At 64.6% G+C, this 16,340-nt stretch carries 17 protein-coding genes; 7 read left to right on the top strand and 10 right to left on the bottom strand.

The window, feature by feature from the left end; all coding sequences use genetic code 11:
* Positions 1 to 23 precede the first annotated feature (23 nt).
* Complete coding sequence (gene gluQRS / locus QZ634_RS15620; protein ID WP_291989932.1) at positions 24 to 965, top strand: tRNA glutamyl-Q(34) synthetase GluQRS; 942 nt, start codon at positions 24 to 26, stop codon at positions 963 to 965.
* Here gluQRS and clsB read toward each other — a convergent pair.
* Positions 962 to 2,122 carry a cardiolipin synthase ClsB gene (clsB, locus tag QZ634_RS15615; RefSeq protein ID WP_291989930.1) on the bottom strand — a complete coding sequence of 387 codons (1,161 nt, stop codon included), beginning with the start codon at positions 2,120 to 2,122 and terminating at the stop codon, positions 962 to 964. The two genes, gluQRS and clsB, sit on opposite strands and share 4 nt — an antisense overlap.
* A gap of 475 nt (positions 2,123 to 2,597) precedes the next feature.
* On the opposite strand from clsB, the gene nirJ reads away from it, so the two are divergent.
* The 6 genes from nirJ (at position 2,598) to QZ634_RS15585 (ending at position 8,545) form a co-directional block, all read left to right on the top strand.
* On the top strand, positions 2,598 to 3,791 hold the full coding sequence (nirJ, locus tag QZ634_RS15610) for a heme d1 biosynthesis radical SAM protein NirJ (protein WP_291989928.1): 1,194 nt from the start codon (positions 2,598 to 2,600) through the stop codon (positions 3,789 to 3,791).
* Positions 3,791 to 5,389, top strand: a complete 1,599-nt coding sequence (locus tag QZ634_RS15605; protein ID WP_291989925.1) for a nitrite reductase — start codon at positions 3,791 to 3,793, stop codon at positions 5,387 to 5,389. The genes nirJ and QZ634_RS15605 overlap by 1 nt, the downstream gene beginning before the upstream one ends.
* An 8-nt stretch (positions 5,390 to 5,397) precedes the next feature.
* Positions 5,398 to 5,703, top strand: coding sequence for a hypothetical protein (locus QZ634_RS15600; RefSeq protein WP_291989923.1), 306 nt, complete (start codon positions 5,398 to 5,400; stop codon positions 5,701 to 5,703).
* Positions 5,704 to 5,806: 103 nt separating this feature from the next.
* Positions 5,807 to 6,250, top strand: coding sequence for a DUF192 domain-containing protein (locus tag QZ634_RS15595; RefSeq protein ID WP_291989921.1), 444 nt, complete (start codon positions 5,807 to 5,809; stop codon positions 6,248 to 6,250).
* 56 nt (positions 6,251 to 6,306) lie between these two features.
* Positions 6,307 to 6,855, top strand: a complete 549-nt coding sequence (locus tag QZ634_RS15590) for a chorismate lyase (protein WP_291989919.1) — start codon at positions 6,307 to 6,309, stop codon at positions 6,853 to 6,855.
* Positions 6,856 to 7,141: 286 nt separating this feature from the next.
* The gene (locus QZ634_RS15585) at positions 7,142 to 8,545 is read left to right on the top strand and encodes a DEAD/DEAH box helicase (protein WP_291989917.1); all 1,404 of its coding nucleotides are present in this window, start codon (positions 7,142 to 7,144) and stop codon (positions 8,543 to 8,545) included.
* 158 nt (positions 8,546 to 8,703) lie between these two features.
* On the opposite strand, the gene QZ634_RS15580 is transcribed toward QZ634_RS15585, so the two are convergent.
* The 9 genes from QZ634_RS15580 to QZ634_RS15540 form a co-directional block, all read right to left on the bottom strand.
* The gene (locus QZ634_RS15580; RefSeq protein ID WP_291989915.1) at positions 8,704 to 9,234 is read right to left on the bottom strand and encodes a LapA family protein; all 531 of its coding nucleotides are present in this window, start codon (positions 9,232 to 9,234) and stop codon (positions 8,704 to 8,706) included.
* Positions 9,235 to 9,364: 130 nt separating this feature from the next.
* Positions 9,365 to 10,060 carry a monofunctional biosynthetic peptidoglycan transglycosylase gene (gene mtgA, locus QZ634_RS15575; RefSeq protein WP_291989913.1) on the bottom strand — a complete coding sequence of 232 codons (696 nt, stop codon included), beginning with the start codon at positions 10,058 to 10,060 and terminating at the stop codon, positions 9,365 to 9,367.
* On the bottom strand, positions 10,057 to 10,908 hold the full coding sequence (aroE, locus tag QZ634_RS15570; protein WP_291989911.1) for a shikimate dehydrogenase: 852 nt from the start codon (positions 10,906 to 10,908) through the stop codon (positions 10,057 to 10,059). Before aroE ends, mtgA begins: the two co-directional genes overlap by 4 nt.
* Positions 10,909 to 10,915: 7 nt before the next feature.
* Positions 10,916 to 11,803: a TonB family protein gene (locus QZ634_RS15565; protein ID WP_291989909.1), complete on the bottom strand. Its 888-nt coding sequence runs from the start codon at positions 11,801 to 11,803 to the stop codon at positions 10,916 to 10,918.
* Position 11,804: 1 nt separating this feature from the next.
* Positions 11,805 to 13,724 carry an RNB domain-containing ribonuclease gene (locus QZ634_RS15560; RefSeq protein ID WP_291989908.1) on the bottom strand — a complete coding sequence of 640 codons (1,920 nt, stop codon included), beginning with the start codon at positions 13,722 to 13,724 and terminating at the stop codon, positions 11,805 to 11,807.
* Positions 13,725 to 13,726: 2 nt separating this feature from the next.
* Complete coding sequence (locus QZ634_RS15555; RefSeq protein ID WP_291989905.1) at positions 13,727 to 14,305, bottom strand: YqiA/YcfP family alpha/beta fold hydrolase; 579 nt, start codon at positions 14,303 to 14,305, stop codon at positions 13,727 to 13,729.
* A gap of 1 nt (position 14,306) precedes the next feature.
* On the bottom strand, positions 14,307 to 15,131 hold the full coding sequence (locus tag QZ634_RS15550; protein WP_291989904.1) for an undecaprenyl-diphosphate phosphatase: 825 nt from the start codon (positions 15,129 to 15,131) through the stop codon (positions 14,307 to 14,309).
* A gap of 34 nt (positions 15,132 to 15,165) precedes the next feature.
* On the bottom strand, positions 15,166 to 15,453 hold the full coding sequence (locus QZ634_RS15545) for a YkgJ family cysteine cluster protein (RefSeq protein WP_291989969.1): 288 nt from the start codon (positions 15,451 to 15,453) through the stop codon (positions 15,166 to 15,168).
* A complete protein-coding gene (locus tag QZ634_RS15540) occupies positions 15,447 to 16,304 on the bottom strand; it encodes an IclR family transcriptional regulator (protein ID WP_291989902.1) in 858 nt (285 codons plus the stop codon). Before QZ634_RS15540 ends, QZ634_RS15545 begins: the two co-directional genes overlap by 7 nt.
* Between the last annotated feature and the right edge of the window lie 36 nt (positions 16,305 to 16,340).

Raw genomic sequence — 16,340 nt, 5'->3', positions numbered from 1 at the left:
CGGTGCGCTAGGCGGAGAGCGCGATGAGCCCATCCAGGGTACCGGAGGCCAGCGCTCGGCGCTTGCCTGCGCCTTATCGCGGCCGTTTTGCGCCCTCACCGACGGGCCCGCTGCACTTCGGTTCGCTGGTCGCCGCCGTCGGCAGCTATCTCGACGCCCGCGCCAACGGTGGCCAGTGGCTGCTGCGCATCGAGGACGTCGACCAGCCGCGGACGCTTCCCGGCGCCGCCGACGAAATCCTGCGCACCCTCGAAGGCTTCGGCTTCGTATGGGATGGCGAAGTACTCGTCCAGAGCCGGCGCCTGGATCTCTATCACGCCGAACTGGTGCGCCTGCAACTCGACGGCGAGGTCTACCCTTGCGCCTGCTCGCGAACGGAAATCGCCGCCTGCTCGCCACCGCGAGCGGTCGACGGCGGCCTGGTCTACCCGGGGACCTGCCGCAACGGCCTGACTGGCGGCCGTGCGGCGCGCGCCTGGCGGCTGCGCGTGCCCGACAGGAAGATCGCTTTTGGCGACCGCGTTCAGGGCCATGTGGAGCAGAATCTCGACCGCGCCGTCGGCGACTTCATATTGTTGCGCGCCGACGGTCAGTACGCGTACCAACTGGCAGTCGTCGTTGACGACGCCGCGCAAGGAATCAACGCGGTGGTCCGCGGCGTCGATCTGCTCGATTCGACGCCGCGGCAGATCTGGCTGCAGCAACGCCTGGCGCTGGCCACGCCGACCTACGCGCACCTGCCCGTGGTGACCAATGCCAGCGGCGAGAAGCTCGCCAAGCAAACGCAGGCGCCAGCCGTCGATCGGTCGGCCGGCAGCGCTGCCCTGGCGGCGGCGTTGCGCTTTCTTGGCCATACCGTACCGCCGGAAATCAGCAGCGGACCGCTGCGTGACTTCTGGCCCTGGGCGATTGCCGCCTGGTCGATCGAGCGCGTTCCCGCGCTGCGTGGCATCTTCCCGGGCTAGCGCTTGCCGCCATAACCGACGATGCCAACCATGATCCGTACCAGGTTGTAGCTCGCCCAGCGCAGCAGGCGCGAATGCCAGGGCAGGCGTTTCCAGCTATCGACCGGCAGTTCGCGCGCCCCGTTGCGCATTGCCTGGTCGAGACTTTCGCGCAGACTTTCAGCGAACAGCGAATCCTTGACGACGATATTCGCTTCCCTGGCCAGGAGCAGACTGAAGGGATCGATGTTCGACGAGCCGACGGTCGCCCAGTGGCGGTCGACGACCGCCACCTTGGCATGCAGGAAGCTGCGTCGATACTCGAAAATGCGTATGCCGGAGCCCAGCAGGCGGCCGTAAAGCGCCTGCGTGGCGTAGTGCATGAGCCGATACTCGATCCGCCCCTGCAACAGAATGACGACGCGAACGCCGCGCTTTACCGCGTCGTGCAAGGCGCGGCGAAACCGGCGACCGGGCAGGAAATAGGCGTTGGCGAGGAGAATGTCTTCCCGCGCAGCGCCGATCGCCTCGAGATAGGCCTCCTCGATATCGCGGCGGTGGAGAATATTGTCACGCACCAGAAATGCTGCGGTCTGCTCCCCGCACGGTGCGAGATCGGTCGGCACGCCTCTCGTCACGCGGTAACGACGATTGAGCTTCGCCCACAGCACGATTTCCCATAGCCGATGTTGCGCCTGCTGGATCGGCGCCAGCAAGGGGCCTTCGACGCGAACCGCGTAGTCGTAGCGGGGCGGAATCTGATAAGGCGTATTGAGATCATCGATGACATTGATGCCGCCAACAAAGGCAATTTCGCCGTCGATCACCGCCAGCTTGCGGTGCAAACGACGCAGACGATGGCGGCGCAAACGGAAGCGCGCGATGTCGGGTCGGTAGACCATTGCCTGCACGCCTGCGGCGACCAGCCCCGGTTGCAGGCGGTCGGCAAACTCGCGGGCCCCGAAGCCGTCGACCAGAACGCGTACCGTGACACCGCGTCGGGCAGCCATCGACAGCGCCGCAGCCACCGCCTGGCCCGTCGCATCGTCCTCGAATATGTAGCTTTCCAGGTGCACGTCGTGCCGTGCGCCGTCGATCGCCCTGATCAGCTCCGGAAAGTACTCGCTGCCGCTGTTGAGCAAGGTCAGGCGGTTCCCGGGCAGGAACTCAGCGGCCATGGAGTCGGCTCCGGCTGCGCCGCGTGCACCAGCTTGTTGCCATCATCTGCCCTGCGACCTCGAAAAACCCACTTAGAAACGCCGGCCAACCGGGTCCGCCACCGCCCCCATGCGCACCACGCCCATCACTCCACCATCGCCGCGACGGAGTCCAGCGCCCATTTTCAACGCTTCACGAAGCGGCGTCCAGCGCCATGCACAAAGCGGTTCGCGCAGCTCGGAGCGCTTGGGCGCCGTGAAAATGTGCCATGCCCATGCCCATCGGCAGCGCACCAATCAAGGAATCGACGGTCACAGCTTGCCGGCGGGAGAAACGAGGGTGAGAATGCGAGTTTCTCCCCTCGGCGAACAGCCGCCTGGCCAGGCTTGCGCCTGATCGCAGGCCCGGCACCGGATGGTCGGAGCCTTGATCCACGTCAAGGCCGAGCGGCCGGCACTGCTCTCTAATACACGGTTTTCTTTCGGGAAGTGCACGATGTTTCGAATCTCCCAGTACATGCAGGAACTTGTCGCACCCAAGCAGCCCGGCCCCAAGCAGAACCCGCCGGCGCCGGTGGTGATCTGGAATCTCATCCGCCGCTGCAACCTGACCTGCAAGCACTGCTATTCGATTTCCGCCGACAAGGACTTCCCCGGCGAACTGAGCACCGACGAAATTTTTTCGGTGATGGACGATCTCAAGCGTTTTCGCGTTCCGGTGCTGATTCTTTCCGGTGGCGAGCCGCTGCTGCGAGCGGACATCTTCGCCATCGCCCAACGGGCGAAAGCGATGGGCTTCTACGTCGGGCTGTCGTCCAATGGTACGCTGATCGACGCGACGAACATCGATCGCATCGCCGAGTGCGATTTCGACTACGTCGGCGTTTCGCTCGACGGCATGGGCGCGACACACGACAAGTTCCGGCGCATGGAAGGTGCCTTCGATGCTTCATTGAAAGGCATTCGCCTGTGCCGTGACCTCGGTCTGAAGATCGGCGTCCGCTTCACGATGACCCAGGACAATGCGCACGACCTGCCGCGCCTGCTCGAACTGGTCGAGGACGAAGGCATCGACCGCTTCTACTTTTCGCACCTCAACTACGCTGGCCGCGGCAACAAGAACCGCAAGGACGATGCCCAGCACAAGCTGACGCGCTGGGCGATGGATCTGCTCTTCGATACCTGTTGGGATTATCAGCAGCGCGGCCTGCACAAGGAATTCACGACCGGCAACAATGACGCCGACGGCGTCTACTTCCTCTACTGGGTCAAGAAGAAATTCCCCGACAAGGCGGCCAATATCCGTGCCCGGCTGGCGCAATGGGGTGGCAATTCATCGGGAGTGAATGTTGCCAACATCGACAATCTGGGCAACGTCCATCCGGACACCATGTGGTGGCACTACAACCTCGGCAACATTCGCGAGCGGCCCTTCTCGGAAATCTGGACCGACGTTTCCGATCCCCTGATGGCCGGTCTGAAACAGTTTCCGCGTAGCGTCTCCGGACGTTGCGGCGACTGCCAGCACTTCGACATCTGCAACGGCAACACGCGCGTGCGCGCCCAACAGCTGACCGGCGACGCCTGGGCCGAAGACCCGGGCTGTTATCTGGACGACGAGGAAATCGGTGTCGAGCCTGGCCGCGAACGCCTGACCGTCACCCCGCACATCAGACTGCGGAGAGCCTGATGAACTGGCGCCTGGGAATTTCTGCCGTCTGCCTAGCAGCGTCTCTTGCCAGTGGATCGTCGTTCGCCGGCGCAGCCGATGTTCCCGGCGTACAGGCACTGTACAAGGAGCACTGTGCCGCTTGCCACGGCGAGACGCGCTTCGGCGGTATCGGTCCGGCGCTACTGCCGGAGAACCTGGCCCGACTGCGCAGGCCGGAAGCGCTGAAAGTGATCGGCGAAGGACGCGTGGCAACGCAAATGCCGGCTTTCGGCGACAAGTTGAGCGCCGACCAGGTGCAGCAACTCGCCGACCTGATCTACAGCCAGGTGACGCCGGCGCCGCAATGGGACGAAAGCGAGATTCGCTCCTCGCAGATGGTCAACGCCGACGCCGCCAAGCTGCCCGACCGGCCTGGCGCCGGGCTGAAAGGCGCCGACCCGCTCAACCTCTTCATCGTCGTCGAAACCGGCGACAATCACGTCTCGGTACTCGACGGCGACAAGCTCGAACGCCTGTACCGCTTTCCCAGCCGCTACGCGCTGCACGGCGGACCGAAGTTCTCGCCTGACGGCCGCTTCGTCTATTTCGCTTCGCGCGACGGCTGGATCACCAAGTTCGACATCTACAACCTGGTCGTCGTCGCCGAGATTCGCGCCGGCCTGAACACGCGCAATGCCGCCGTGTCCGGTGATGGAAAGTGGGTGATGGTCGCCAACTACCTGCCGCACAGCCTGGTCCTGCTCGACGCCAAGGACCTCTCGCTGGTAAAGATCATCCCGACGCTCAACGCCGCCGGCGACAAGACTTCGCGGGTGTCGGCGGTTTACGACGCGGCGCCGCGCAAGAGTTTCGTCGCCGCACTGAAGGACGTTCCCGAAGCCTGGGAGATCAGCTACGATCCCGACGCCGAACCGGTTGCCGAAGGTCTCGTTCACGACTACCAGTACCGGGAAGGACACTTCACACCGGCCATGTTCTATCCGCGGCGAACGATGCTCAAGGACTATCTCGACGATTTCTTTTTCACCCAGAGCTACCACGTGATCCTGGGTGCGTCGCGCTCGGCAAGCAAGGGACAGGTGATCTTTCTCGATGGCCGCAAGAAAATCGCCGACCTCGACCTGCCGGGAATGCCGCATCTTGGCTCGGGCATCACCTGGCAGTGGACCGACGCGACGGGTCGCGAACGGGCGGTGATGGCCTCGCCGAACCTGAACGAAGGGGTGATCACCGTCATCGACCTCGAAACCTACAAGATCATCAAGGAAATCAAGACGCTCGGACCGGGTTTCTTCCTGCGCAGCCACGAGAACAGCCGCTACGCCTTCACCGACTCGATGATGAGCAAGGAAAACAAGAATGTCCTGCAGGTGATCGACAAACAGAGCCTGGAAGTGGTCGGACAGATCAGGGCCAAACCGGGACAGACGCTGGCCCACGTCGAGTTCACTCGTGACGGGCGCTACGCGCTGGCCAGCCTCTGGGAAGACGATGGCGCAATAGTGGTGATCGACGCACAAACGCTCAAGGAAGTGAAGCGGATTCCGGCCAGGAAACCGGTCGGCAAGTACAACGTGTGGAACAAGATATCGCGTTCCGAAGGCACCAGTCACTGACCCTGGCCATGAAAACAAACATCAAGCCTTCCGCGCGCGGCCTGCTGGCTGCCGCACTTCTGCTCTCTTGCACGACAACCCTGGCGGTACCGAAAGCCGCCGAGACTGCCACCGCCGAGGTAAGCCTCGGCGAAGCCACGGTGCACCCGAAGCCGGCAGCGAAAGCAGCAAAGAGTTCGTCATCCGTCAAACCCGTCGCGGCCAAGTCGAGCGCCACGACAAAAGCGCCAGCGCAGAAGGGCGCTTCGGCCAGGACCAATGCCAAGGCGAAGACCACAAGCAAGGCGCCAGCGAAGAGCAAATCACGGAAGTAGTCATGATCCAGCACCATCGTGACGCCTTGCCGGCGCGCTTGCTGTCGGCAGATCGCCGGTGATGCGCCTGCTGGTCAGTCCAACCTCCCTCCCGGAGTTCCCGATGTACAGGTTTTCTTGTTTCCTGATCGCGCTGGCCTCCTTGCTGGCTTCCCCACCCGTTCCCGCGCAGCTCGCGCGCATCGAGCTCAGCGCCGGCTTTCACCGCATCGAAGCCGAAGTGGCCGCCGATCAAGCCAATCGCGCCCAGGGTCTGATGAATCGCCGCAGCATGCCGGCCAACCACGGGATGCTCTTCGTCTTTACCCAGGCAGCCCGCCATTGCATGTGGATGCGCAACACCTTGCTGCCGCTGTCGGTCGCCTTTCTCGACGACGAGGGGCGCATTCTGAACATCGAGAAAATGCAGCCGCAGAGCGAGGACAACCACTGCGCCGCCGCTGACGCACGCTACGCACTGGAAATGAACCTCGACTGGTTCGCCAGCAAGGGAATCAAGCCGGGGGCGCGCATTGCCGGTATCGACAAGTCGCCGCGTGCCCAGTAAGCGAAGCCGGGCGGGTGTTCGACAGCAGCGCATCCCAGGGGCTTTGGCGCAGCCGGTTGCTGCGCACCCCCGCCAACGTCGCTTTCATCCCCTGGCTGCGAGACCGCGCCTCGCTGACCGCGCGCATCCAGGCCAGAGGAGGCTTCGCGGTACGTGTGCTGCGCCAGGGCCTCGGCCTGCCAACCACCGACGAGGCGCGGCTGCTGGGTATCGGGCCGGGCGTACTGGCATGGATTCGCGAAGTGGCTCTGCTCTGTGATGAGCAGGTGGTCGTCTTCGCCCACACCGTGCTGCCGTGTCGGCCACGCGGCCCGCTGCAGGTCTGGCTGGCGCGCCTGGGCAACCGCTCGCTTGGCGCGCTGCTCTTCGCGCACCCCGGCTTCAAACGCGGCAAGATCAACTTCCGGCGCCTCGATGACCGCCATGCCCTGTTCGCACCGGCGCTGCACGCCCTGCAACGTGACGCGACGGCGGCAGACAGCCTGTGGGCACGTCGGTCGCACTTCCGTTTTGGCGCACAATCGGTACTGGTCACCGAGGTTTTCGCAGCGCGGATACTGAAACTGAGCGAGGCAGGCAAAAAGGCGCCGCCTGCAGCGAGCTGATGCTATAATGCGCGGCTGCACTGAACGGCCACAGGCTGCACGGTGCGACGAGCATCGCGAACCTGGCCGTAACTCTCAAGCCCCCCTGCCTTCTGGTGTCGATTCATTCAGCGCCGCACTGGCACAAAGCTTTTGTGCCGATAGCTGCTGACTTCCGTGAATCGATCGAAGCGATCGAATCGATCGAAGCTTCTCTCAGCTTTTCGTTGGTTGGCGTTGCATTTGTTTCCTGGCAACGCACTATGCCCTAGAGGTAGCGTGCGGCGCATCCATCGAAAAGAGAACCATGACTTTTGCAGAAATCGGCCTCCACCCGGCCATCCTCAAAGCCCTTACCGATTCCGGTTACAGCGAACCGACGCCGGTCCAGAAACAAGCCATTCCGGCAGCCCTCGAAGGCCGCGACCTGATGGTTTCCTCGCAGACCGGCTCGGGCAAGACAGCCGCCTTCATGCTGCCGGCGCTGCATCGCTTCGCGGCGCAGGAACGCGCACCCGAAGCAGCCCGCCCGACGAGCCCGAGCAGCCAGGAACGTCGCCCGGCCCGCTCGCGCGGCAACGATCGCCAGCGCTTCCAGCCAGCGCAGCCGAAAATGCTGGTCCTGACGCCGACCCGCGAACTCGCCCTGCAGGTCACCGCCGCCACCGACAAGTACGGCCGCCAGGTGCACCACGTGCGCGCCGTTGCCATTCTCGGCGGCATGCCTTATCCGAAACAGATGGAACTCCTCGGCCGCAATCCGGCGATCCTGGTCGCCACGCCGGGCCGCCTGATTGACCACATGAGTTCGGGAAAGATCGACTTTTCGCAGCTGGAGATCCTCGTCCTTGACGAAGCCGACCGCATGCTGGACATGGGTTTCATCGAAGACATCGAAAAAATCGTGTCGGCGACTCCGGCCGGTCGCCAGACGATGCTCTTCTCGGCGACGCTCGACGGAACGGTCGGTGAGATGGCCAAGCGGATGACCCGCGACGCGCTGCAGATTCGCGTCGATGCGACCTCCGCCCGGCACGACAACATCGAGCAGCGCATGCACTTCGTCGACGACCTGTCGCACAAGAACCGCCTGCTTGACCACCTCCTGCGCGATGCGTCGATCGATCAGGCGGTGGTGTTCACCGCCACCAAGCGTGACGCCGATACGGTCAGCGATCGCCTCAACGTCGCCGGCCTGAACGCCGCGGCTCTGCACGGTGACATGCACCAGGGCGCCCGCAACCGCACGCTCACCGCCATGCGTCGCGGTCAGGTGCGCATCCTGGTGGCCACCGACGTCGCTGCACGCGGCATCGACGTGCCGACGATCACGCACGTCTTCAACTACGACCTGCCGAAGTTCGCCGAGGACTACGTGCACCGCATCGGTCGTACCGGCCGTGCCGGCCGCAATGGTCTGGCCATCTCGCTGGTTCATCACGCCGAGCACTTCAACGTACGCAAGATCGAGCGCTTCACCAAGCAGTTGATCCCGGTCGCCGTCGTCGAGGGTCACGAGCCGACGCGTCGGCCAGCGCCGGCAAAACCCCGACCGACCGGCAAGGCGGGCTGGAAAGGTGGCGACAACCGCCAGGGCAAGCCATTTGCTCCCCGCCGCGAAGGCATGCCGCGGACGCCTTACCGCGAAGGACCGAAGAGTGGCCATGGGGGTGGCGCGAACGCCAACCGCCGAGCCTACGGCGACCGCTGATCGACCAAAGCCGCCACGGAACTGAAAAAGCCCGCCGAGTGCGGGCTTTTTTTCGACCCCTCGCCGACCATGCGCCGCCGGTCGGCGGCACTCATCCAGGGAAGGCATGTGCTCCACGACAGCAATGCCGTCAAGCGCGTCAGCGGCAGTCGGAAACGTCAGAAGCGACTTTGTGCAGCAACCGCCGGCAGCCCGCCGTCCGCCGACCGGGTAAGACGGTCTTCGATTCCGGCAAGCGAAGTGACGATGTTGTTCCCCGACTGCTCGACTGCCGACAACAGCTCGGTCTCGACGCGATCGAGCCGGGCCAGAAGTGCCGGGTCAGTACCGCCCGACGCAGCGTTGCTCGCGTTCTGCCTGGCCATTGCCTGCAACTCGGTGGTGATGAAACCCCGCAGGTCGGTGAACCGAGAGGCCTCGGCCCGATCGGCCAGCTCCTGGTTCGCTTTCAACTCCTGCGCATGGCGACGGGAATCGAAGAGCGCCGACGCCTGCACGTAGATCACAAAGAGCAGAAAATACGCGGTCAGCACGCTGACCACACCCAGCATGATCACCCCGATCGGCGCCTGCACGTCGGTCACGCCCAGTGACAGGGTCGTCGGGGTAATGAACGCGTCCCAGTTGAGCGCGGAAAAGCCCGCCGTAGCGGCGAGGATGAGCAGCAGAAACAGGGTGCGAAACTTCATCGGGTAGTCACTCCTTCATGGGTTGCCGGAAAAGGACTCGCGCGGCGTGGACCGTAGCTCGATAGTATCCCAGGATTGGCGAATGGTCGCCATCTGCCGCCCGCCAGAGCCAAGGGAAGAATGCGCCCGCTCAGGGAACTGCGGCCGAACGCATGCGCGCCAGAATGACCTCGCTCTTCGCGGCCAGCGCCGGGGCGTTGCGGTTGCGGTCGTAGAAGCGCGGCCGGGGAACCATGGCCGCCAGGCGTGCCGCCTGTTCGGCCGACAGCTGGCTCGCCGCGGTGCCGAAATAGTGGCGGGCAGCGGCTTCGGCACCGAATACGCCGCTGCCCCACTCGATGACGTTGAGGTACACCTCCAGGATGCGCCGCTTGCTCCAGACGGTTTCCAGCATCAGCGTGATGACCGCCTCTTCGGCCTTGCGCAAGGGGGTCTTGGCCGGGCTCAGGAAGAGATTCTTGGCCAGCTGCTGCGAGATGGTCGAGCCGCCGGCAACCACGCGGCCTTTCTTCTGGTTCTTCTCGATCGCGTTCTGGATGCCTTCCCAGTCGAAGCCTTCGTGGTCGAGGAACTTGCCGTCCTCGGCGGCGACGATGGCGCGCTTGAGGTTGGGCGAGATCTGCCCATAGCCGATCCAGCGCTGCTGCAGCCGTGCCTGTGGATCCGCAACGCGCAACTCGGCGAGGCGAATGTCCATGAAACGCGTGCCTTCGGGATTGACCCAGTTCCACCACAGCACCCAGCCGAAAAGCCAGAACTGATAGAGCAGAAGCAGGCCGATGACAGCGAGCAGAAGCCGCTTCAGCCAGACGCCGGGAGCGATCATCCGCCCCGCCCCGGCCCGCTCCCCCCCCGTAGCGCGGCGATCACCGGCACGCTGTCGGGGCGGACACCACGCCAGAGATGGAAGGCTTCGGCGGCCTGCTCGACGAGCATGCCCAGGCCGTCGGCGAGTCGCGCCGCGCCCTGCTCTCTGGCCAAGGCCAGGAAGGGCGTGTCGCCTTGGCCATACATCATGTCGTAGGCCAGGCTGGCGGGGGCAAAAAAACCGGCCGCCACAGGCAGCGGTGGTAGCGCACCGGCGAGGCTTGCCGAGGTGGCGTTGATCACCAGGTCGAACGATTGCCCGGCGAGTTCCGGGTAGCCGCAGCCGCGCGGGACGAGACCGGCGGTGACCGCCGCGAAACGCTGCGCCAGGTCCTGCGCCCGCGCGATGTTGCGGTTGGCGATCACCAGGAGCTCCGGCCGGTGGTCGAGCAAAGGCGCGATGACGCCGCGCGCGGCGCCACCGGCGCCGAGCAGCAGGACACGTTTGCCGGCGAGCGAATACGCCAGGTTGACGCTCAGGTCGCGCAGCAAGCCGGCACCGTCGGTATTGTCGCCAAGAATCTCGGCACCGTCGAAACGCAGCGTGTTGACCGCCGTCGCGAGCTCGGCGCGAACGGTCAGCCGGCCCGCCAGGTGAAAAGCCTCTTCCTTGAACGGCACCGTGACATTGGCGCCACGCCCGTCGGCGGCGAAAAAAGCGCGCACGCTGGCGGCAAAACCGTCGAGCGGCGCCAGCAGCGCCTCGTAGCTGACGTCCTGCCCGCACTGCGCCGCAAAGGCCGCGTGAATCAGCGGCGACTTGCTGTGGCCGACGGGATTGCCGAAAACGCAGTAGCGGTCGCTCATCGTGGCCCTATTTCTTGCTCTCGAGACTGTCGCTCTGGGTGAAACGCAGGCTGCGGGTGAACACCAGAATATCCGTATCGTGCTGGATGGCGGGCGGGAAGTCGCCGTACGGCGCGGCCATGGTGACGATGCGGCGGGCGGCGTCGTCAAGGATCCGGTGACCTGACGAGCGATTGATTTCAATGCCGGCGAGGCTGCCGTCGCTCTTGATGCTGACGGTCATCACCAGCGTGCCGTAGAGCTTGCCTCTCGCCGCGTCGGGGTAATTGAGCGTACCGACGCGCTCGACCTTGCTCCGCCAGGCCTCGATGTACTGCGCGAAACGGTATTCGGTGGCCCGCGTGCCGATGAACTTCTTGCGTGGGCGCTGGTTGTACTCGTTGAGCTCCTTGTCGATCGCCCCTTCGAGACGGGCCATGGCCAGCGCGCTATGCGCCAGATCGCGGCCGCTGACAGCGGGTGCCGGTGTCGGCGTCGGCTGCTCTTCCTTGTCCGGTTTGGCGGCGACCGCCGTCCGAGTACGCGCTTTTGCGGCCAGCCTCTGCTGGTGCGCTTCGAGTTCCTGGACGCGTCGTTGCGAGTGTTCGAGGTCGTCGCCATCCTGCGCGCGGGGCGCCGGCGGCAAGGGCGTCGTCGCGCGATGCTCCTGCTCGGTGTTGCCGCCCCCGTCGAGGTTGGTTTGCGCCAGCACCTGCGCTTCGGCCGGCTTCCGCGGCGAGCGACTATTGACCAGAATGATATCCAGCGCCTGCTCCTGAAACGCCCGCGAAGCATCCGGAAAGCTGAAACGCACTGCCAGCAGCACGCCATGCAGCAGCAAGGAGATCGCCACGGCCAGCCACAGACTGCGTGCTGCCAGCGGCGATCGATAGCGGTCGCGGAGCACGGCGTTCACCTCAATCGATTGCCTCCAGCAGTCCGTCGTCGGCGCCTTCGATCGCCGCTGCCGCGGGGAGCAGCGTTTCGACATAGCGACAGTCGAGTTCGAGGGTCAGCAAGTCGATCGACTCGATACGCAACAGAATTTCCTGAGCGGGCTTGAGTTCCGGCGCCGACGGAATGCGCTGGACCAGCGGCAGCTGCTCGAGCCGGGCCAGATTCTCGCGACCGATGATCGTCGCCTTGATCGTTTCCACGCCATGCTGCAGCAACCAGCGCAGGCACCAATAGCGTTCCATGTTGCGCTGGAAGTCGGCGTAGGCGCCGTACGTCATGTCGAAATCGCGCAGCGCGGCGAACAGATCGTCCGAGCGGGCGGCAAACGGTGGCGTATCGCCGTTCAGATAGGCCACCAGCTGCCATTGATTGATCAGGTCGACGTAGCGCCGCAAGGGCGACGTCGACCACGCATACTGCTTCACGCCGAGACCCTCGTGCGCCTGCGGCGAGGTACTCATGCGCACCTTTCCGCCGGGCGTCTGGATGCGATAGATCGCGGTTACCCCCTTGTTGGCGAGCAGGCCACCCCAGGTACTATTGGCGACGATCATCATTTCGGCGACCAGCTTGTCGAGCGGGCTGCCGCGTCGGCGAGCACTGATCTCGACGCCACACGCGTCGGCATCGTCGAGGTCACCCTGGATGCGGAAGTTGTAGTCGAGATGGGTCTGCGTCGCCGAGGGCTTGCCGCGTCGGCCTTCGCAAGCATTGGCCAGTTGCCACAGGGTCATCAGTTCGTCACGAAAGGCGAACTCCGCAAGGCCGGCAGCTATGGTGGCTTCGTTGAACAGGGGTTCGAGGTCGTGGTGGCGCAGATTGGCCACCACCGGGACCATCTCGACACGCGACTCAAAGGCGGTGATCTCGAACTCGGGAGTCAGCGTCAGGTACAGCGAAATGGCGGCACAGTCGCGCCCGGCGCACAGCGTAAAGCCCTCGACCACCTTTTCCGGGAGCATGGTGATCTTTCTGCCGGGGAGATAGACCGTCGACAGGCGGTCGCGGGCAATCGCGTCGAGCGGCGATCCTGGTGCAATGCCCAGCGACGGCGCAGCGATATGAATGCCGACCCGCCAGCCGAGTCCGGGCAGCGCCTGTAACGAAAACGCATCGTCGATCTCGGTGGTCGCCGCGTCGTCGATCGAGAAAGCGCGCACATCGGCGCGCGGCAGACCGCTCGGCAAGGGTGGCGCGGCACAGGCGGCAAAACCGGTCCCCTGCGGGAAGTACTCGAGCAGAAAACGCTGCAGATGATAGTCGTGAGCCGAGGGGATGGCGCCACACCTGTGCAGCAGATGCAGCGCCGACAGGCCGCTTTCGCTACACGCCGCTTCGAGCGCCTTGGTCTCGCTGCGGTTGCGATCGGGCTTGTAGAGTAACTGGCTGAGAATCGGCGTAAACTCTGGCGGCAGCGTGAAGGCCTTCAGTTCAGCGACCATGCGCCCTATGCTCAGCGCCTGCTGACGCTTCTTTTCGAGACCGGCGAGAGCGGCCTGGAGAATGTCGGCCGGTGCTTTGCGGAAGCGACCCTTGCCCTTGCGATGAAAATAGATCGGCGCCGAATGCAGGGCCAGCAACAAGGCCGCTGCCTCGACCGAACCGGCAACGTGGCCGAAGTACTCGTTGGCAAAATCAGAAAAGGAAAACTCACCGTCGCCGAGGCACTCCCAGAGGAACTCCTGCTCGATACCGGCAGCGAGCGCCTCGGCCTCAGCGAGCAGGAGCGTCGGCGCCGGTTCGCTGTAGCGCAGCAGAACGCTGGTCGCCTTGATCTTGCTGCGCTTCCCGGAAGCCGTCTCGACCTGTAACGAGGTGTCATTGTCGCCCAGAATGCTGGCCGTCCGGAAGGCACCCTCTTCTTCGTATAGAACGTGCATCGCTACGATTGTAACCCACAGAATTCAATGATTTGCGGCACAAAGTCAGGAAAGCGGGCGAAGCTGTGATTGCCGCCTTCGACGACCAACTGTCGACAGCCGGCGTAGCGTGCGACGGCTCTCCGGTAATCGAGCACCTCATCGCCGGTCTCGACCAGGAGCAGGTAACGCGACGGCGTGATCAGCGGCGTGTCCAGCGCCAGCAACTGTTCGCCGTGCTCGGCGCCAAACTCGAAGCGGCAGCCGCTATAGTCATTGACGTGCGCCCCGAGCAGCCCCTCGAGCAGGGAGGGGGCCATCACCGCCGGGTTGATCAACACCGCTTGCAGGTCGCGCCGCTCAGCCAGCCAGGCCGCGTAATAGCCACCCAGCGAACTGCCGACCAGGGTCGTCGGCACCTCATCGCTGTCCAGCAAGGCTTCGACGGTGGCGATCGCGGCACGCGGCACGTGCGACAACATGGGGCAGAAAAAACGGTCGCCGAGGCCGGCGGCGGCGAGGAACTCGGCGAGCAGGCGCGCCTTCCACGACGCCGGCGACGAGCAGAAGCCGTGTAGATAGACGATGCGCGGGCCGGCCAACTCAGTGCTCTCCCCAGGAAATCAAATCGTACTGCCAGGTGACGAGGATCAGGATCCCGAAGGCAATGCGGTACCAGGCGAAGATCGAGAAGTCGTGCGTGCTGATATAGCGCAACAACCCGCGCACGGCCCAGAAGGCGGAAATGAAAGCGGCGACGAAGCCGACCACCCACATCCCGAGATCGTCGACGGAGAGCAGCGCGCGTTCCTTGTACAGCTGGTAGATGCTCGCCCCGATCAGCGTCGGCATGGCCAGAAAGAAGGAGAACTCGGTGGCTGCACGGCGCGACAGCCCGAACAGCAGGCCGCCGATGATCGTCGCTCCCGAGCGCGACGTCCCCGGAATCAGCGCCAGAGCCTGCGCAAACCCAAGTTTTACCGCGTCGGCGAGCGACAGGTCGTCGATCGACTCGACGCGGATGCGATGCTCGCGGCGTTCGGCCCAGAGAATGATCAGGCCACCTACGATGAAGGCAGTCGCCACCACCGGAGCATTGAACAGATAGGCCTTGATCGTCTTGCCGAAAAGCAGGCCGATGATCGCCAGCGGCAGGAAGGCGACCAGCACATTGAGCGCGAAACGCTGCGCGGCGCGATCACTGGGCAGGCCGCGCAGCACTTCCATGATCTTGGCGCGGAACTCCCAGCACACGGCAAGCATGGCACCGGACTGGATGACAATCTCGAACAGCTTGCCGCGCTCGTCGTTGAAATCGAGCAGGGCGCCAGCAAGGATGAGGTGGCCGGTCGACGAAACCGGCAGAAACTCGGTGACGCCTTCGACGATACCGAGAATCAGAGCTTTCAGCAGAAGCAAAGGGTCCACTTGGCACCTTCGAGAAAAACTCGCATTTTAGCACTCACGGTCGAGTTGCCTGCTCCAGTGCCGACAACCAGGCGATCGCCTGCAGCCGGTCGTCGCCGCACATCTCGCCGGACGGCTGCAGCCCGGCGCAGAACGCTGGTCGCTCGGGCCGCCCCCACAAGCGACAGCGCAGATCGTCGGCGAGATTGACGCAGCGTTCGCCAGCCGGCTTGCCGCTGGGATGACCGGGCATCGGCGTGGTGATCGAAGGCGCGATACAGCACGCCCCGCAACCGGCGCGGCAGCTGCCAGGCACAGGCAGCGAGCGCTCCTTGATTACGATGCTGCTGCGCCGACAGGCGCCGCGGCTTGCTCTCCTGCCGCGCCGTCGCTGCTGCCGTAACCGAGACGCCGGGAAAGCGTCGCCGCCGCCTCCCGCGTGCCCTGGGCAACGGAGCTCTCCAGCTCGACGCCGAAACTGCCGACGAGGCCGAGCGCGGTGACTGCCGCAACCATCCGCCCGGTGTGCCCGAAAACCGGTGCGCTGACGCCGTTGATGCCCCGCGTCATGCTGCCCGCCGCACGCGAGATGCCGTTACGGCGGATGTCTTCGAGTTGCAGCGCCAGGGCCGCCATCACCTCCGTCGCCGTCTTGCCCGCAGCCTCGGCAGTGGCCTGCACCTCGGCGTCGAGCATCTTCTTGAGGTAAGGCGAACGGTAGAAAGCGGAAAACGCCAGCCCGGTCGCCGAGGTCGTCAGCGGCAGCACGACGCCGGTGCGCAGGGTGACGGTCACCGCGCCGCCGGCTTCGACCCAGCGCACACAGGTGGCGCCGTGATTGCCCCACATGGCCAGCGCAACGGTGGCGCCGATCTGCTCGCAAAGATCGTCGAGCACCGGTCCGGCCAGGCGCACCGGGTCCAGCCGCGCCAAGCTGGCCAACCCCAGCTCCAGCGAAAACTCGCCGAGGTCGTAACGCCCGGTATTGGCATCCTGCTCGACCAGGCCCATGCGCATGAAACTCACCAGATAGCGACGTGCCTTGGCTGCCGGCATGCCGGCATTGCGGGCAACATCGCGCAGCATCATCGAGCGTGGGCTGGCGGCCAGGGCACGCAGCAGACGCGTGCCGACCTCGATCGACTGGATGCCCTGGCGCTGCTGAATCGCGTCAGCGCCGTCGTGGGCAGCCATTTGCGCTGTTCAACAGGTGTTGAGTGCTGGTGACGG

The organism is Candidatus Accumulibacter sp. ACC007 (assembly GCF_907163205.1).
Classification (GTDB): Bacteria; Pseudomonadota; Gammaproteobacteria; order Burkholderiales; family Rhodocyclaceae; genus Accumulibacter; species Accumulibacter regalis.
Note: the sequence above shows the minus strand (reverse complement) of the source record. Positions and strands in the feature narration are given on the sequence as shown.

Coding starts and splice junctions, on each gene's coding strand:
- gluQRS (WP_291989932.1), top strand. CDS start 24: ATGAGCCCATCCAGGGTACCGGAGGCCAGCGCTCGGCGCTTGCCTGCG.
- aroE (WP_291989911.1), bottom strand. CDS start 10,908: ATGAGCGACCGCTACTGCGTTTTCGGCAATCCCGTCGGCCACAGCAAG.
- QZ634_RS15540 (WP_291989902.1), bottom strand. CDS start 16,304: ATGGCTGCCCACGACGGCGCTGACGCGATTCAGCAGCGCCAGGGCATC.
- QZ634_RS15580 (WP_291989915.1), bottom strand. CDS start 9,234: ATGAAGTTTCGCACCCTGTTTCTGCTGCTCATCCTCGCCGCTACGGCG.
- clsB (WP_291989930.1), bottom strand. CDS start 2,122: ATGGCCGCTGAGTTCCTGCCCGGGAACCGCCTGACCTTGCTCAACAGC.
- QZ634_RS15600 (WP_291989923.1), top strand. CDS start 5,398: ATGAAAACAAACATCAAGCCTTCCGCGCGCGGCCTGCTGGCTGCCGCA.
- QZ634_RS15605 (WP_291989925.1), top strand. CDS start 3,791: ATGAACTGGCGCCTGGGAATTTCTGCCGTCTGCCTAGCAGCGTCTCTT.
- QZ634_RS15595 (WP_291989921.1), top strand. CDS start 5,807: ATGTACAGGTTTTCTTGTTTCCTGATCGCGCTGGCCTCCTTGCTGGCT.
- QZ634_RS15560 (WP_291989908.1), bottom strand. CDS start 13,724: ATGCACGTTCTATACGAAGAAGAGGGTGCCTTCCGGACGGCCAGCATT.
- QZ634_RS15585 (WP_291989917.1), top strand. CDS start 7,142: ATGACTTTTGCAGAAATCGGCCTCCACCCGGCCATCCTCAAAGCCCTT.
- nirJ (WP_291989928.1), top strand. CDS start 2,598: ATGTTTCGAATCTCCCAGTACATGCAGGAACTTGTCGCACCCAAGCAG.
- mtgA (WP_291989913.1), bottom strand. CDS start 10,060: ATGATCGCTCCCGGCGTCTGGCTGAAGCGGCTTCTGCTCGCTGTCATC.